This is a genomic window from Streptomyces sp. NPDC090088 (genome assembly GCF_044747345.1).
Lineage (GTDB): Bacteria > Actinomycetota > Actinomycetes > Streptomycetales > Streptomycetaceae > Streptomyces.
This window is the reverse complement of the sequence record NZ_JBIVDZ010000008.1, coordinates 106252-122098: the sequence shown is the minus strand read 5'-3', so window position 1 is coordinate 122098 and position 15847 is coordinate 106252. Positions and strand designations below refer to the sequence as shown.

13 protein-coding genes are annotated in these 15847 nt (G+C 72.0%); 7 read left to right on the top strand and 6 right to left on the bottom strand.

The window, feature by feature from the left end:
- The first annotated feature begins 85 nt into the window (after positions 1 to 85).
- The gene (locus ACIPSJ_RS34625) at positions 86 to 1327 is read left to right on the top strand and encodes an SAV2148 family HEPN domain-containing protein (RefSeq protein WP_359224560.1); all 1242 of its coding nucleotides are present in this window, start codon (positions 86 to 88) and stop codon (positions 1325 to 1327) included.
- 103 nt (positions 1328 to 1430) lie between these two features.
- A complete protein-coding gene (locus ACIPSJ_RS34620; RefSeq protein ID WP_359224557.1) occupies positions 1431 to 2150 on the top strand; it encodes a 3'-5' exonuclease in 720 nt (239 codons plus the stop codon).
- Positions 2151 to 2256: 106 nt separating this feature from the next.
- On the opposite strand, the gene ACIPSJ_RS34615 is transcribed toward ACIPSJ_RS34620, so the two are convergent.
- Positions 2257 to 3120, bottom strand: a complete 864-nt coding sequence (locus ACIPSJ_RS34615) for an aminoglycoside phosphotransferase family protein (protein ID WP_401351696.1) — start codon at positions 3118 to 3120, stop codon at positions 2257 to 2259.
- Positions 3121 to 3311: 191 nt separating this feature from the next.
- Here ACIPSJ_RS34615 and ACIPSJ_RS34610 point away from each other — a divergent pair, with 191 nt between their 5' ends.
- The 3 genes from ACIPSJ_RS34610 to ACIPSJ_RS34600 are packed head-to-tail and all read left to right on the top strand — an operon-like array spanning position 3312 to position 6345.
- Entirely contained in the window at positions 3312 to 4232 is a 921-nt protein-coding gene (locus tag ACIPSJ_RS34610) for a carbohydrate ABC transporter permease (RefSeq protein WP_401351694.1), read from the top strand.
- Entirely contained in the window at positions 4229 to 5062 is an 834-nt protein-coding gene (locus ACIPSJ_RS34605) for a carbohydrate ABC transporter permease (RefSeq protein WP_401351691.1), read from the top strand. Before ACIPSJ_RS34610 ends, ACIPSJ_RS34605 begins: the two co-directional genes overlap by 4 nt.
- Positions 5062 to 6345, top strand: a complete 1284-nt coding sequence (locus ACIPSJ_RS34600) for an ABC transporter substrate-binding protein (RefSeq protein WP_401351689.1) — start codon at positions 5062 to 5064, stop codon at positions 6343 to 6345. Before ACIPSJ_RS34605 ends, ACIPSJ_RS34600 begins: the two co-directional genes overlap by 1 nt.
- Before the next feature lie 97 nt (positions 6346 to 6442).
- On the opposite strand, the gene ACIPSJ_RS34595 is transcribed toward ACIPSJ_RS34600, so the two are convergent.
- On the bottom strand, positions 6443 to 8689 hold the full coding sequence (locus ACIPSJ_RS34595; protein WP_401351686.1) for an MMPL family transporter: 2247 nt from the start codon (positions 8687 to 8689) through the stop codon (positions 6443 to 6445).
- 382 nt (positions 8690 to 9071) lie between these two features.
- Between ACIPSJ_RS34595 and ACIPSJ_RS34590 the strand changes: the two genes are divergently transcribed.
- Positions 9072 to 9623 carry a DUF1697 domain-containing protein gene (locus ACIPSJ_RS34590; protein ID WP_359224546.1) on the top strand — a complete coding sequence of 184 codons (552 nt, stop codon included), beginning with the start codon at positions 9072 to 9074 and terminating at the stop codon, positions 9621 to 9623.
- Here ACIPSJ_RS34590 and ACIPSJ_RS34585 read toward each other — a convergent pair.
- Complete coding sequence (locus tag ACIPSJ_RS34585) at positions 9604 to 10461, bottom strand: transglutaminase-like domain-containing protein (protein WP_401351683.1); 858 nt, start codon at positions 10459 to 10461, stop codon at positions 9604 to 9606. The two genes, ACIPSJ_RS34590 and ACIPSJ_RS34585, sit on opposite strands and share 20 nt — an antisense overlap.
- A gap of 174 nt (positions 10462 to 10635) precedes the next feature.
- On the opposite strand from ACIPSJ_RS34585, the gene ACIPSJ_RS34580 reads away from it, so the two are divergent.
- Positions 10636 to 13260 (top strand): fibronectin type III domain-containing protein, encoded by a 2625-nt coding sequence (locus ACIPSJ_RS34580; RefSeq protein WP_401351680.1) that lies wholly within the window; start codon positions 10636 to 10638, stop codon positions 13258 to 13260.
- A gap of 175 nt (positions 13261 to 13435) precedes the next feature.
- Here the strand turns inward: ACIPSJ_RS34580 and ACIPSJ_RS34575 are convergent, their stop codons facing one another.
- The 3 genes from ACIPSJ_RS34575 to ACIPSJ_RS34565 are packed head-to-tail and all read right to left on the bottom strand — an operon-like array spanning position 13436 to position 15832.
- Positions 13436 to 14176 carry a sirohydrochlorin chelatase gene (locus ACIPSJ_RS34575; protein WP_401351677.1) on the bottom strand — a complete coding sequence of 247 codons (741 nt, stop codon included), beginning with the start codon at positions 14174 to 14176 and terminating at the stop codon, positions 13436 to 13438.
- A 5-nt stretch (positions 14177 to 14181) separates the two neighbouring features.
- Positions 14182 to 15060 (bottom strand): ABC transporter permease, encoded by an 879-nt coding sequence (locus tag ACIPSJ_RS34570; protein ID WP_401351674.1) that lies wholly within the window; start codon positions 15058 to 15060, stop codon positions 14182 to 14184.
- Positions 15047 to 15832: an ABC transporter ATP-binding protein gene (locus tag ACIPSJ_RS34565; RefSeq protein ID WP_359224534.1), complete on the bottom strand. Its 786-nt coding sequence runs from the start codon at positions 15830 to 15832 to the stop codon at positions 15047 to 15049. Before ACIPSJ_RS34565 ends, ACIPSJ_RS34570 begins: the two co-directional genes overlap by 14 nt.
- Between the last annotated feature and the right edge of the window lie 15 nt (positions 15833 to 15847).

The following is a 15847-nucleotide window of genomic DNA, read 5'->3' as shown; positions in this document are numbered from 1 at the left end:
CGGCTGCACCGCCGACCGCTCGCGGAGTACCCTTCCTTGATCGTTGGCACGGGGAGAGCTCGGGGGAGCGGAAGGCGGTGCACGGGTGGGCTCGGGAGGCCTGGAGCTGCCCCCTGGTGACGAGGGTCACGAGGGGAACTCCACAGACGTCCCGCCCGGCGCGGTGTCCCTGGCCCGGCCGATGGACGCCACGGGCTCCATCGGGCCGGAGCTGGAGTGGGGCGCCGACGCCTGGCTCGAGGTGCGTACGCGCGCCCAGCGGGCCGGCCGCGCCTACATCTGGCTGAACCTCGTCGAGCAACGGATGCGGGCCGTCGTGGCCGCCGTGCTGCGGCCCATCTACGAACCCGTCCACGGCGACGACTGGGTGATCGCCGCGGCCGGTCCGGCCGGCCAGGAGTGGGTCCAGCGGGCCGCCGCCGTCCGCGAGGTCAGCCGCCGCAAGGGCTATCTGCTGGACCCCGCCGACGACAACGTGCTCAGCTTCCTCACCCTCCCGCAGCTGCGCGAGCTGATGGTCCAGCACTGGCCCTGCTTCGAGCCGTACTTCGACGAGCGCCGGGACGTCGAACTCGCCCTGGACGAGCTCGAGGTGACCCGCAACATCGTCTCCCGCAACCGCGCCCTGTCCGGTGCCGTCCTCGACCAGGCCGAGCGGGCCTCCGCCCGGCTCCTGGAGATGCTCGGCGCGGGCGGTGACGTGCCCTCCGCGCGCCGGCTGCCGGTGGACGCGGTGGAGGACCTGGTCGGCGACCGCTACGCGGACGTGGTCGCCGTGCACCCCGACCGGGTCCGCCTGATGCGCCAGTTCCCGGCCGAGGACCTCTTCGGCGGCGCCCGCCGGCTGGACGCCACCGGCATCGGCCTCAACCTGCTCGTGCAGAACTTCTCCGGCCGCCGCCTGGTCCGCCTCGCCGAGACCGGCTGCCGGGTCCGCCTCCTCTTCCTCAACCCCGCCTCCAGCGCGGTCAAGCGCCGCGAACGCGAACTCGGGATGAAACGGGGCGAACTGGCCCGCTCGGTCGAGATGAACATCCTCCACATGCGCCGGGTGCGATCCCGGTTGCGCGATCCGGGCGCCTTCGAGATCCAGGTGTACGACGACACCCCCCGCTTCTCCGCCTACCTGGTGGACGGCGACGGCGCGGACGGCGTCGGGATCATCCAGTCCTACCTGCGCGGCGCGCGGGGCATGGAGTCGCCGGTGCTGGTGCTGCGCAACGGCAGCAAGGTGGTCAAGACGGACGACGTCGTGGAGACCGGGCTCTTCCCGACATATCGCGAGGAGTTCGAAATGGCTTGGGCGGATTCGCGCCCGGTGTCCTGATGTGCGCGCGGCGATAAGCGGAATGCCGGTCCTCTGATTGTCAGTGGCGCATGCGAGGGTGGAGACCACTGGGGGAAAGCACCACCAAGAAGGGGGGCCGCCCATGGGCTGGCACCAGGAGCTCCTGATCGGCTTCGACCTGGAGACGACGGGTACGGATCCGCGCGAGGCGCGGATCGTCACGGGGGCCGTGATCGAGGTCAGGGCCGGGCAGGAACTGGGCCGCCGCGAGTGGCTGGCCGATCCGGGCGTGGAGATCCCGGCGGACGCGGTGGCGGTGCACGGCATCAGCAACGAACGGGCGGCGGCCGAGGGCCGGCCGGCCGACCAGGTCGCCGACGCCCTCGCGGACGTCCTCACCGGCTACTGGAAGACGGGCGTCCCGGTCGTCGCCTACAACGCGACCTTCGACCTCACCCTCCTCGCGGCGGAACTGCGCCGCCACGGACTGCCGTCCCTCTCCGACCGCCTCGGCGGACTCGACCCCGCGCCGGTCGTCGACCCGTACACCATCGACCGCTGGGTCGACCGCTACCGGCGCGGCAAGCGCAACCTCGAAGCGGTCTGCGCCGAGTACGGCATCACTCTCGCCGCCGCCCACAACGCCTCCGCCGACGCGCTCGCCGCGGCGCGGCTGGCCGGCGCGATAGCCGAGCGCCACCCGAAGATCGCGGCGCTGGGTCCGGCGGAGCTGCACCGGCGGCAGGTGGAGTGGTACGCGGAGTGGGCGGCGGACTTCCAGCAGTTCCTGCGGCGCAAGGGGGAGGCGGACGCGGTGGTGGACGGGGCGTGGCCCCTGCGGGAGCTGGCCGACGTGGTCTGAGTACCGGGTTACGTGGCTTGTTGGCCGCAGGCCGGTGGGGGCTGGTCGCGCCCACGCGGCGGTAGCCGCAGATCCAACACAGCCCCGCGCCCCTGCGGGGCGCTCCTCAGAAGGGGTACCAGCGCACCGACTCGTCGCCCTCCCGCAGTGACGTCACCCGTCGTTCGAACTCGGTCAGTGCCTTCGGGTTGCTCGGGGCGTGCTGGGCGACCCAGGCACAGCTGGCCGTCTCCCGGGCTCCGCGCAGCACGCCGCATCCCTCCCACTCGCGCACATCCCAGCCGTAGGTCTCGGTGAACGAGTCGTAGGCCTCGGCCCCCAACCCATACCGGTCCCGGGACAGCGCCATCACCACCAGGTCGTGCTCGCGCAGGTCCGAGGAGAAGGTCTCCAGGTCCACCAGCACCGGCCCCTCGGGCCCGACGTGCACATTGCGGGGCAGCGCGTCCCCATGGATCGGACCGGGCGTCAGACGGGGCGTCAGCGCGGCCGCGGCCGCCGCGAAGCCGTCCCGGCGCTCCCGCAGGTATGCCGCGTCGGCGGAGTCGATCGTGTCGCCGGCCAGCCGCAGCCAGCGCTCCACACCGCCCAGCAGCTCGCGGGGCGGCAGGGTGAAGGGAGGAGAGGGCAGTGCGTGCACGATGCGCAGCAGTTCGGCCAGATCGCGCGGCTCGGCCGGCCGCACCGGATCCGGCAGCCGGTGCCACACCGTCACCGGGTGGCCCTCGACGAGCCGCGCCTTCGGCTCGGCGGCGCGTACGGCCGGTACGTCCGCCTCCGCCAGCCAGCCGGCGATCTCCAGCTCGCGCCGGGCCCGGTCGAGGAGTTCGGCGTCCCGGCCGACCTTCACCACCAGGTCTCCTGCGGCGAACACCGCGTTCTCGCCCAGCGCGAGCAGCGAGGCGCCGGCCGCCGCACCGGGCAGCACATCCGCCGCCGCCAGTACGTCCCGTGCCCTTGCCTCGTCCATGGTCCGCCTCCGTGTCCGTGAGCGAAGCCCGCGCACCCGTGGCTGTGCGGGTGCACACGGCGTCGTCTTCTCGCCATCCGGCGGTCAGTCTCGCATCCACGGAGGTCGGACGGTGTGCGCGGTGCCTTGACGGGACCACCGGCCTTCACGACCATGTCCAGGCCCGACCGGGCCGCGCAAAGGGGGATGACGTGGCATTGGTTACCGACGCGGCGAGTACGAGGCGGCCGGCCGCCGCACGTGTCACCGACCGCGGCGCCTGGTTCCTGGTCCTGCCCGCCCTGATCCCGATCCTCGTGCTGAGCGTCGGCCCGCTGCTCTACGGCATCCTGCTGGCGTTCACCGACGCCCAGTCGGGCCGCACCGCGGCGACGCGGTGGATCGGCGGCCTCAACTTCCGGGACCTGCTGCACGACACCCTCTTCTGGGAGTCGTTCCGGATCGGCCTGGTCTGGGCCGTCGGCGTCACCGTGCCCCAGTTCCTGCTCGCGCTCGGCCTGGCCCTCCTCCTCGACCAGGAGTTACGGCTGCGCTGGCTGGCCCGGGCCCTCGCGATCGTCCCCTGGGCGATGCCCGAGGTCGTGGTGGGCATCATGTGGCGGCTGGTCTACAACCCGGACGCGGGCGTTCTGAACGAGACCCTGCGCGACCTCGGGCTCGGCGACGGCCGGGACTGGCTGAGCGGTCTCGCCACCGCCCTGCCCGCCGTGATCGTCGTCGGCGTCTGGGCCGGGATGCCCCAGACCACGGTCGCCCTGCTCGCCGGACTCCAGAACACCCCGCGCGAACTGCACGAGGCCGCCGCGGTGGACGGCGCGGGCGCCTGGCGTCGCTTCCGCACGGTCACCTGGCCCGCCCTCAGACCCGTCGCCCTGGCCGTCACCGCACTCAACCTGATCTGGAACTTCAACTCCTTCGCCCTGGTCTATGTGCTCACCAACGGCGGCCCCGGCGGCAGGACCCGGCTGCCGATGCTGTTCGCCTACGAAGAGGCCTTCCGTTACGGCCAGTTCGGGTACGCGGCCGCGATGGGATGCGTGATGGTCGCCGTGATCGCGGTGCTCCTGGCCGTCTTCCTGGCGGGCCGGCTACGGGGAGGCGAGGACGCGTGAGGACCCGCACCGGAGTCCGCGTCGGCCAGTACGCGGCCCTGCTCGCCTATCTCGTCTTCCTGGCCTTCCCGCTGCTCTGGCTGCTCTCCACGGCCTTCAAGTCCCCGCAGGAGCTGGGGAGTCTGCACCCCACCTGGATCCCCCGGCACCCCACCCTGGACAACTTCCGCCAGGCCTTCGACGAACAGCCGCTGCTGCGCGCCGGCCTCAACTCCCTGCTGGCCGCGCTCGGTGCCGCCGTGATCGCCGTACTCCTCGCGACCCCGATGGCGTACGTCATGGCCCGGCGCCGCACCGCGCTCTCCCGGGCGGCCACCGGCTGGGTGGTGGTCAGCCAGGCCTTCCCGTTCGTGCTGGTGATCATCCCGCTGTTCCTGGTGCTGAAGAACCTGCGGCTGATCGACTCCCTGTCCGGCCTGGTGCTGGTGTACGTGGTGTGGGCGCTGCCGTTCGCGCTGTGGATGCTCGTCGGCTACGTCCGGGCGGTGCCCGTCGAACTGGAGGAGGCGGCGGCCGTGGACGGGGCCGGGCGGCTGCGGACGCTGGTGTCGGTGACGGCGCCGCTGCTGGCGCCGGGGATCGTGGCGACCGGGCTGTTCGCCTTCGTCACCGCGTGGAACGAGTTCTTCTTCGCGCTGGTGCTGCTGAAGACACCGGAGAAACAGACCCTGCCGGTCGTCCTCACCCACTTCATCGGCGCCGAGGGCGTGGCCGACCTGGGACCGCTGGCCGCGGCCGCCTTCCTCGCCACCCTGCCCTCGCTGCTGGTCTTCGCGCTGGTCCAGCGGCGGATCACGGGCGGGATGCTGGCCGGGGCGGTGAAGAGCTGATGCGGACCCGAGGCAGCACGGTACTCGTCGTCGCCTTCCTCCTGCTGCTCGCGGGATGCACGTCCGGGACCCGGCACGGCAAAGGCCCGATCACCCTCCGCTTCCAGTCGCTGGCCTGGCAGGAGGAGTCGGTGGCCGCCAACAAGGAGCTGGTGAAGGAGTGGAACGCCACCCACTCCGACGTCAAGGTCGAGTACGTCCAGGGAAGTTGGGACAGCGTCCACGACCAGCTGCTCACCTCCTTCGAGGGTGGCGAGGCCCCGGACATCATCCACGACGCCTCCGACGACCTCGCGGACTTCGCCTACGGCGGCTACCTCGCCGACCTCACCGATCTGCTGCCGGCCCGCCTGAAGTCCGACATACCGCAGCGCAGTTGGGACACCGCGACGTTCGGCGACGGCGTGTACGGCGTGCCCTTCCTCCAGGAGCCGCGCGTGCTGATCGCCAACACCACCTGGCTCGACCGGGCCGGTGTGCGCATACCCACCCCCGAACACCCCTGGACCTGGGCGGAGTTCCGGCAGATCACCAAGCGGCTCAGCGGCGGCGGGAAGTACGGCGTCGCATGGCCGCTCAAGGAGCCCGTCTCGGCCACGCTCAACCTGTCGCTGTCGGCGGGCGGGCGGCTCTTCCACCGGGACACGGACGGCAGGGTGACCGTGCGGTTCGAGGCCGCCGACCAGGTCGTGCCACGGACCGTTCACGACCAGGTGGACGTCGACCACAGCGCGCCCGGCTCCACCCTGGGCAGCGGCGGCTCGGACACCCTGCCGGGCTTCTTCGGCGGCAGGTACGCGATGGTGCCGCTCGGCTTCTCCTACCGCCAGCAGATCGTCCAGCAGGCGCCCAAGGGCTTCGACTGGGAGGTGCTGCCCGCCCCGGCCGGTGCCGACGGGCTCGCGCAGGGCGTCAGCCCGCAGACGCTGTCCGTCGCCGAGGACAGCCCGCACAAGAAGGAGGCGGCCGAGTTCATCGACTTCCTGCTCCGGCCGGGGAACATGGTCAAGCTCGCCCTCGGCGACTGGATGCTGCCCACCGGCACCCAGGCCCTGAAGGACCCCGCGCTGCACACCGCGAAGTACGGCTGGGCCACCGGCACCGCCCTCGCCGCCCACCTCGGCCCGGCCCCCGCCCAGACGGTCCGGGGCTACCCGGAGTGGAAGGACAAGGTGGCCACCCCGGCCCTCCAGGAGTACTACAGCGGCGCCATCGGCATCGACGAACTCCGCCGTCGGCTGGAGCAGGACGGCAACCTGGTGCTGGCCCGCTACCAGCGCTGAGCGGTCGTAGACGCACGGACAGGGCCCGTTGGCTCCCCCGGAGACCAACGGACCCTGTGTCAGAGGCTGTTACCAGCAGGGTGCTGCCAGAGCGTCGCTAGACGGGCAGCCGGTCGTGCTCGCCGTGCCGGTCCGGCGCCACCGGCTCCGGCGACTCGTCGTGCGTCAGGTCGGGCAGCCACCGCAGCCAGCTGGGCAGGTACCAGTTGCGCTCGCCGAGCAGTGCCATCACCGCCGGGAGCAGCACGCCCCGGATGACCGTCGCGTCGATGAGGACCGCGGCCGCCAGGCCCACGCCCATCTGCTTCATGGACTGCATGGAGAGCGTGCCGAAGATCGCGAACACGGCGACCATGATGACGGCGGCGCTGGTGACGACCCCGGCCGTGGTGACGACCCCGTGCTGGACGGCGTCCCGGGTGGACCGGCCGCGCAGCCGGGCCTCGCGGATCCGGGAGACCACGAACACGTGGTAGTCCATGGAGAGGCCGAAGAGGATCACGAAGAGGAACAGCGGCAGCCAGGTGACGATGGCGCCGACCCCCTCCGCGCCCACCAGGGAGGCGCCCCAGCCGTGCTGGAAGACGGCGACGAGGATGCCGTAGGCCGCGCCCACCGAGAGCAGGTTGAGCACGATCGAGGTGATCGCGACCGTCAGCGAGCGGAACGACAGCAGCATCAGGAGGAAGGCGAAGACCACCACGAAGGCGAAGACCGGGACGACCGAACCCATCAGCTGGTCGTTGAAGTCCTCGTTGCCCGCGACGTTGCCGGTCACCGGGGCCTGGACTCCGTCGACCTTGCCGAGCGTGGCGGGCCGGACCTCGTCGCGCAGCTTCGCCAGGCTCCGGCCGGCCTTGTCCATGTCGGAGCCGCCGACCAGCGGCACGGAGATCAGGGCGACGTTCTGGGCGTCGTGCAGCTTGATGTCGACCGGGCCGCGCGAGACGCCCGAACTGATCGCCCGTTCCCGGAAGTCGGTGAGGGCCTGCCTGACCTCGGGGGCGTTGATGTCCTTCGCCTTGACGACCACCTCGGCCGGCTCGGAGCCGCCCGGGAAGGCCTGGTTGAGCCGGTCGTAGGTGCCCACGATCGGCAGCGAGTGGCCGAACTCCTGGTCCAGGGTGAGCTGCGAGGTCTTCATGCCCAGGGCGGGCGCGGCGATCGCGAGCAGGGCACCGACCGCGACGACCACGGAGACCAGCGGCCTGGCGAGGACGCCCCGCAGGACCGCCGTCCAGAAGCGGCTCTCGGAGGGGCCCTGCGTGCGCTTGCGGCGGCGCAGGAAGGGGATCCGGCCCTTCTCGACCCGCTCGCCGAGGAGCGAGAGCAGCGCGGGGAGCACCGTCACGGAGCCGACCATGGCGACCGCGACGACCATCAGGGAGGCCAGGCCCATCGCCTCGAACTCGGCGAGGCCGGTGAAGAGCATGCCCGCCATCGCCACGCACACCGTGACACCGGAGACGATGATCGCCCGGCCACTGGTGGCGGCGGCGATCCTGAGCGCGGCGCCCGCGTCCCGGCCGGCGTCCCGCTCCTCCCGTTCCCGGCGGAGGTAGAACAGGCAGTAGTCGACACCGACCGCCAGGCCGACCAGCAGCATCACGGAGTTGGCGGTGTCGCTCATCGGCTGGAGGTGGCTGACGAGGCCCATCAGGCCCATCGTCGCCATGATCGCGGTGATCGCGAGGCCGACCGGCAGCAGCGCGGCCACCAGCGCGCCGAAGGCGATCAGCAGGATGCCGAAGGCCACCGGTACGGCCGAGTACTCGGCCCGCTGGAAGTCCTTGCCGAAGGCGTCGTCGTACTGCTTGTTCATGCTGGCGCCGCCGATCTCCTCGATCCGCAGCGTGCCGTGCGCCTTCTGCACCCCCGCCACCGCGTCCAGGACCGGCTGGACCCGGTCGGCGGCGGTCTCCGCGTCGCCGCGCATGTCGAACTGGACCAGCGCGCTGCGGCCGTCCTTCGAGATCGTCCCGGCGTCGTACGGCGAGGTGACGTCCGTGACCTTGCCGGTGCCGTCGACGGCCTTCACGACGTCCGCGACGGCGGCCCTGAAGGCGGCGTCCGTGGCCTTGACCGATCCGTCCCTGCCCTGGATCAGGACCGTCTCACCGGCCGGTTCCTTGATCCCCGCGTCGTCGATGATCTTCGCTGCGGTGTGCGTCTCGCCCTTGAGCTGGTCGCTCTCGTCGACGTCGACCCGGCCGGCCGCCGAGCCGAGTCCCATCGCCAGGACGACGAACAGCACCCATATGCCGACGGCGGCCCAGCGGTGCCGGGCGCTCCAGCCGCCGGCCCGGGCGGCCAGGCCCCGCACCCGCGTGTCTCCGTTCCCCATGACGGGATTGCCCCCTCGTGTGCGGTGACGGCCCCCGGCCGCCACGGTCTCTTCACGACTTCCTTCGCTGAATCGAAGGTATGGGCCGGATAAGAGCGACTCGTCGTGCTCTCCGGTGAAGTGCGGCGGCCGGCCGTCGTCACCCAGGAGGATGTCGGGCCCCTACATCTATCGCCCCATCTCGGGGGTGTTCATCAGGGCTGTCCCTTCCGACGACGGGGGTCCTCTTTGTGATTGCGAAACCTTGTTGAACAAGTCACAGGTGCGTGTAGGAGTTGATCCGGACCGGTCCGATCGGCCAGAGTTTCGGGCAGCCCGGCCTGCCCGGCACGGCCGTCGTGCCCACCCCCACGGGGCACGACGGCCGTTCTAAGGTGTTCGAATGACGACGTATGCGGCGCTGCTGCGCGGGATCAACGTGGGTGGCCGGAAGAAGCTCCCGATGGCCGACCTGCGCGGGCTGATGACCGGGCTGGGCCACGACTCCGTGCAGACCTACCTGCAGAGCGGGCAGGCCGTCTTCTCCTGCGGCCACGGGGACGCGGAGTCGCTCGCCGCCGAGCTGGGCAGGGCGATCGAGGAGCGGTTCGGCTTCTCCGTCGACGTGCTCGTCCGCGACCACGCCTATCTGCGGGCGGTCGCCGAGGCCTGCCCGTTCCCGGCCGCCGAGCTGGAGGCCAGGCAGCTGCACGTCACCTACTTCTCGGCGCCGGTCGGTCCGGAACGCTTCGCGGACATGGACCCCGCCGCCCACCTCCCCGAGGAGTTCCGGCTCGGCGACCGCGCGCTGTACCTGTACGCCCCGGACGGCCTGGGCCGCTCCAAGCTGGCGGAGGCGCTGGCCCGGCCCCGGATCAACAAGGGGCTGATCGCCACCACCCGGAACTGGAACACGGTCGTCAAGCTGGTGGAGCTCACGGCGCGGGGAGCGTGACCGTCCGCAGGCCGAGGAAGGGGGCCTGCGACCGGATCTCGCGCGGTACGGCGAGCCGCGGGTCCCGGGCCAGGCGGCGCAGCTCGCCGGGGTCGTCCGCGGCCGCCACGGCGTCGACCAGCGCCAGCTCCTCCTCCGTGGGCGCGCCGTCCTCCAGAGCGGCGAGGCGGCCCCAGCCGTCCCAGGGCAGCGGTTCGGTGCCGTGCCGGGCGGCGAGGTCCAGGACCACGTTGCGGCGCACCAGCCACAGGCCCCGCAGCCCGGGTTCGGACCACACCCCGAACGTCCCGGGGTCGGCCTCGCCCGCCCGGCAGGCCCGCCACGCCTGCCCCGCCACCACGAACCGGTCCCGGGGCACGTCCAGCGGGTCGAAGGGCACGTCGTAGAAGCCGGCGGACACCTGCGCGTCCGCCAGCCGCCGGCCGCCGTCGGGCGCCCGGTACTCGGTCACCCAGTGGTCGTCGTGGAAGCCCTCGACGAAGTAGGTGGCGTAGCCGCCCCGGATACGGGCCGGTGTCCCGGTCGCCCGCAGCAGCGCGCACAGCAGCAGGGAGAAGTCCCGGCAGGTCCCGACGAACCGCTGGTCGAAGGAGCGGGGTTCGGTCAGCGGGGCCTCCTTGCGCTCGCGCAGCAGGCGCAGGATCTCCCGGACGTAGCGGGACTCGCCGTCGTGGCGCAGCCGCTCCTCGGGGATGTCGTGGCCGAGCCGCCCGCCCTCCGCCCGGTGGACGATCAGCCCGCGGACGATCCGGGTGAGCGCGCGCGGATCACGGGGCAGGTCCCCGACGTCGAGGCCGCCCGGATCGCTGTACGGCGTCTGCTTCAGGTAGGTGTCCATGCCCGGATCCTCGGCCTTGTCCCGGGGGCAAGGTCAAGGGGTCGTACCGATCCGATGAATCAAGGGAGTTGGCCGGATCGCTTCCGGTATTTCGGTCCCCTTCATTGACTCGGGCATCCAAATGCTCCTACCTTTCCGGGCGTTGGGTACCGGCTGATCCCACGGGAGGGGTATATGCCCGCGCACCGAAGAGCCGCCCTCGTCACCCTCGCCGCCACCGTTCTCGCCCTCGGCACCCCGGGTCTCGCCAGCCCGGCCCCGGCGGCCGGGGCCGCGGCCTCCTCCGACGTCTACGTCTCACCCGCCGGCGACGACCACGCCGCCGGCACCGCCCGCCACCCCGTCCGCACCCTGGACCGCGCCCGCGACCTGGTCCGGGCCCGGGTGGCCCACCTGAGCGCCGACCTCACCGTGCACCTCGCCCCGGGCACCTACCGCCGCACGAAGCCCCTCGTCCTCGACGCCCGCGACTCCGGCGCGGGCGGCCACCGGGTGATCTGGCAGGGCAGTGGCGACGACACCCTGATCAGCGGCGGCCGCCGGGTCACCGGCTGGCAGCGGGTGCCGGGCCGGGCCGGGCTGTGGTCCGCGCCCGCGCCCCAAGGGCTCGGCGACACACGGCAGTTGTACGTGGACGGGGTGCGGGCGCAACGGGCCCGCGGAGCCGTTCCGGTGACGCTCACCCAGACCGCCGCCGGCTACACCGCTTCCTCCGACACGATCGCCCACTGGAAGCACCCCGCCGACGCCGAGTTCGTGTACACCAGCGGTGAGGCCCTCTGGAACATCGAGCGCAACGGACTCGGCCAGTGGACCGAGCCGCGCTGCCGCGTCGCCGCCGCCGAGGGCACCACGATCACCATGACCCAGCCCTGCTGGGACAACTCCAACAAGCGGGTGGAATTCCCCGACATCCCCGGCCGCACCGTCAGCATGGTCGGCCCGGGCAGACTCACCAACGGCGGCAAACCGTCGTACGTCGAGAACGCCTATGAACTCCTCGACCAGCCCGGGGAGTGGTACCTCGACCGGAGCGCCCACCGGGTCTACTACCTGCCCCGCAAGGGCGAACACCTGGCCGGCGCCGACGTCGAGGCCGCCGCGGCCGAGAAGCTCGTCGAGGGGCGGGGCACGGCGGACGCGCCCGTGCACGACATCGCCTTCCGCGGCATCGAGTTCGGGTACGCCACCTGGCTGACCCCGTCCACCCCCGAGGGCTTCTCCGAGATCCAGGCCGGCTACACCATCACCGGGGACAAGGGCTGGGCCACCCAGGGCCTGTGCCAGTACGTGGCGGGCGGCACCTGCCCGTTCGCCTCCTGGACGAAGATGCCGGGCAACGTGACCTTCACGTACGGGCGGCGCATCGAGTTCGCCGACGACGTCTTCGCCCATCTCGGCGCGTCCGGACTGGAGTTGGGGGCGGGGTCGGCGGACTCCACGGTCAGCGGCAGCGTCTTCACCGACATCTCGGGCAACGGCGTCGAGATCGGCGGAGTGGACGGGCAGACCCCGGCCTCCGGCGTCCAGGTGACGGACAACCACCTCTACGGGCTGCCCCGCGAGTACCACGGCGGGGTCGCGATCCTCAACGGCTACACCGAGCACGACACCATCGCCCACAACCAGATCGACCACGTCGGCTACTCGGCCGTCTCCCTGGGCTGGGGCGGCTGGCCCGACAAGATCGGCGACGCGGCCACTCCGAACCCGAGCCACGACAACGCCGTACGGAACAACCTGATCTTCGACTACATGCAGATGCTCGACGACGGCGGCGGCATCTACACCCAGGGCCTGACCGGCACCTCCATGGCGGACGGCGAGAAGGTCACCGGGAACGTCATCCACGACCAGTGGGGCCTGGGCAAGAACGTCTACACCGACAACGGCTGCACCTACGAGACCGTCGAGGGCAACGTCCTCTACAACGCCTCCTACGCCAACGTCGCCTCCCGGCACACCGACTACCGCGACGCCCTCGGCAACAACGACCCGACCCTGGTCAAGGGCAACTGGTGGGAGGAGGGCACCGCCGACGGCGACAACAAGGGACTGGTCACCACCGGGAACACGATCATGACGGGACTGTCCGACGTACCGCCGGACATCCTCGGCAGCGCGGGACTGGAGCCCGCCTACCGGTACCTCCTCGACCGCAGGACCGGCGCCCTCTCCGTCCCCGAGGCACCCACCCGGGTCGGGACCGCCACGGCCGGCGCCGACGCGCTGTGGGTGACCTTCAACCCGGCCTTCGCGGACGGCGGTTCACCGGTGACCGGCTACACCGCCCGGGCCTACGACGCGACAGGCCACCAGGTCGCCGAACAGAGCGTCTCCGCGCCCGAGTTCAAGCGGACCGCCCTCGTACACCTCGGCGTCCCCGCGGGCGGCCCCGTCACCGTCGCGGTCAGCGCCCGCAACGCCCAGGGCGAGAGCGCCCCCTCGCTCGCCTCGGCGCCGCTGGCCCCGACCGCCGCGACCACCCTCCCGGCCGCACCGACCGCCCCCAGGCTCCGCACATCGGCCACCGCGGCCACCCTCGCCTGGACCCCGCCGACCGGCACCGGCGACGCCAGGGTGACCGGCTACCGGGTGACCGTCTCCGACGGCCGTGCCCCGATCGACGTCACCGGACGGGACGTGCTGGTCACCCAGCCCTCGGCCAAGGGCATGTTCCGGGTGATCGGCGGGCTGACTCCCGGCACGGCCTACACCGTGACCGTCGCCGCGGTCACCGCGGCCGGCGTCGGCCCCGCCGCCACGGTCACCGCGTCCACCCGATCAACTACCCAATAAGGACAAGTCGTTGGGAACGTGAACCGGTAAAGCCCCAGGTGTGACACCTTCGCCGCACTCGACGCAGTAGTAAGAGCCGGCCACGGCAGGGAACCTCGCGAGAGCCCCGCCGTAGGCCGGCTGTTCGCGGTCCGACGCCACAGGGGAGCGCCGGACCGCGAACCCCGATTCGTCCTCAGGCCCCCACGGCTGCCAGCGCCGGCCGCCGCGCCGCGTCGTACCGCTCCAGCAGCACCCGGGCCACCTCCGGCGCCGGGCCCAGTACCTCCGCCAGCACATCCGCCTCCGCCGCGCCCCGGGCTATCCGGTCGGGCAGGAAGCCGGGGGCGAGGACGTACGGCGCCACGGCCACCCGGGCACAGCCCAGCTCCCGCAGCTCCCGTACCGCGTCCTCGGTGCGAGGGAGGGCCGCGGAGGCGAACGCGGGCCGCACCGCGCACCAGCCGGTGCGCCGCCACTCCCGCGCGGTTTCCGCGATCACCGCGATCGCCTCCGGGTCGCTGGACCCCGCCGCCGCCAGTACGACCCCGGTCGAGGACTTGTCGGCGGGGGACAGCCCCGCCTCGTACAGGCGCCGTTCCAGGGCCGACAGGAGCAGTGGGGACGGGCCCAGGACCTCCGCCTGGCGGATGCGCAGCCGCGCCGGCGCGTCCCGCAGGACCGCCGGGATGTCCGCCTTGGCGTGGAAGGCGCGCGTCAGCAGCAGGGGGAGGGCTACGACGTCCCGGACGCCCTCCGCCGCGAGCGACTCCAGCACCCCGTGCACCGACGGGATGTTGAAGTCCAGGAAGCCCGTCTCCACGCGCAGCCCGGGCCGCAGCGACCGTACCCGGCGCACCAGGGCGTGGACGGTCGCCGCGTGCCGCGGATCGCGGCTGCCGTGGGCGATGACGAGGAGAACGGGCTTCGTACGCATGTGCCTCAGCTCTTCACCAGCAGACCGCGACTGCGCAGCACCCAGCGCTCCAGCGGGCTGAAGATGAGCAGGTCGATCGCGATACCGACGAACAGGATCAGGATGATCGCCTCGAACACCATGGCCATGTCGCTGGCGGTGCGCGCGTTCTCCAGGAGCTGGCCGAGGCCCACCCCGAGGTCGGGGAAGCTCGCGATGATCTCCGCCGCCATCAGCGACCGCCAGGAGAACGCCCAGCCCTGCTTCAGGCCCGCCACATAACCGGGCAGCGCCGCCGGCAGCACGACGTGCCAGATGCCCTTGACGCCGGTCGCGCCCATGGTGCGCCCGGCCCGCAGGAACAGCGGGGGCACCTGGTCGACGCCGGAGACGAGACCGTTGGCGATGGAGGGGACCGCGCCGAGCAGGATCACGGCGTACATCATGGAGTTGTTCAGGCCGAGCCAGATCACGGCCGGCGGCACCCAGGCCACGGACGGCAGCGACTGGAGGCCGGACAGGATCGGGCCGATGGCCGCGCGCACGAACTTCACCCGCGCCACCAGCAGCCCCAGCGGGGTGCCGATGACCAGCGCGAAGAGGAAGCCGAGCAGGCCGCGGCTGACGCTGGTCCAGATGTAGCCGAGCAGGTCGCCCTTGAGCCAGGCGTCCTTGAACGTGTCGCCCACTGCGGTCGGCGAGGGCAGCTTGGACGGGTCGTCGACGACCGGTACGAGCAGCGTCCAGACCACGAGGACCACGGCGAGCGCGACGATCGGGGGCAGGATCTTGCTGGTGAAGGTCTGGCGGAAGGTGGGGCGGCTGGTGGCCGTGGTCTCCAGGGCGTCGAGGCCGGCCTCGACGCTTCCGGCGTCCTTGGCCGATGTCGTCTCAGTGCTGGCCATGACGGCGGATCTCCCCACGCAGTACATCGGTGATCTCAAGGGACAGTTCGGCCACCGGCGCGTCCTCGATGCGGCGCGGCTGCGGTATTCCGACCTCCCACTCGCGGGCTATCCGGCCCGGCCGGGACGACAGCAGGATCACCCGCTGGGCGAGCCGTACCGCCTCGCGCACGTTGTGCGTGACGAAGAGGACGGACAGTCCCGTCTCCTCCCAGATCCGGGTCAGCTCGTCGTGCAGCACGTCCCGCGTGATGGCGTCCAGGGCCGAGAACGGCTCGTCCATCAGGAGCAGCCTGCTCTCCTGGGCGAGCGCGCGGGCCAGCGCGGCCCGCTGGCGCATACCGCCGGACAGCTCGTGGACGCGCTTGCCGTACGCGCCCTTCAGCCGGACCAGTTCGAGCAGCTCCTCGGCCCTGCCGCGCCGCTCCGGCTTCGGAACCCCCCTGAGCTTCAGGGCGAGTTCGATGTTCTTGCCCGCGGTGAGCCACGGGAACAGGGCGTGCTCCTGGAACATCAGGGCGGGCCGCCCGTCCGTCGCGATGGAGCCCGCGGTGGGCCGGTCGAGCCCCGCCACCAGGTTCAGCAGCGTGGACTTGCCGCAGCCCGAGGCCCCCAGGAGGGTGACGAACTCGCCCGGAGCGACATCGAGGCTGATGTCGTCCAGGACCAGCTGCTGCCCGCCCGGGGTCGCGAAGGACTTCGAGACATGCTCTAGGCGTGCCGCGTACTCGACCGACTCGCCGGCCTTGGCGAGCGTCGTGGTCGTGGCCATGGTCGTCACCTCCTG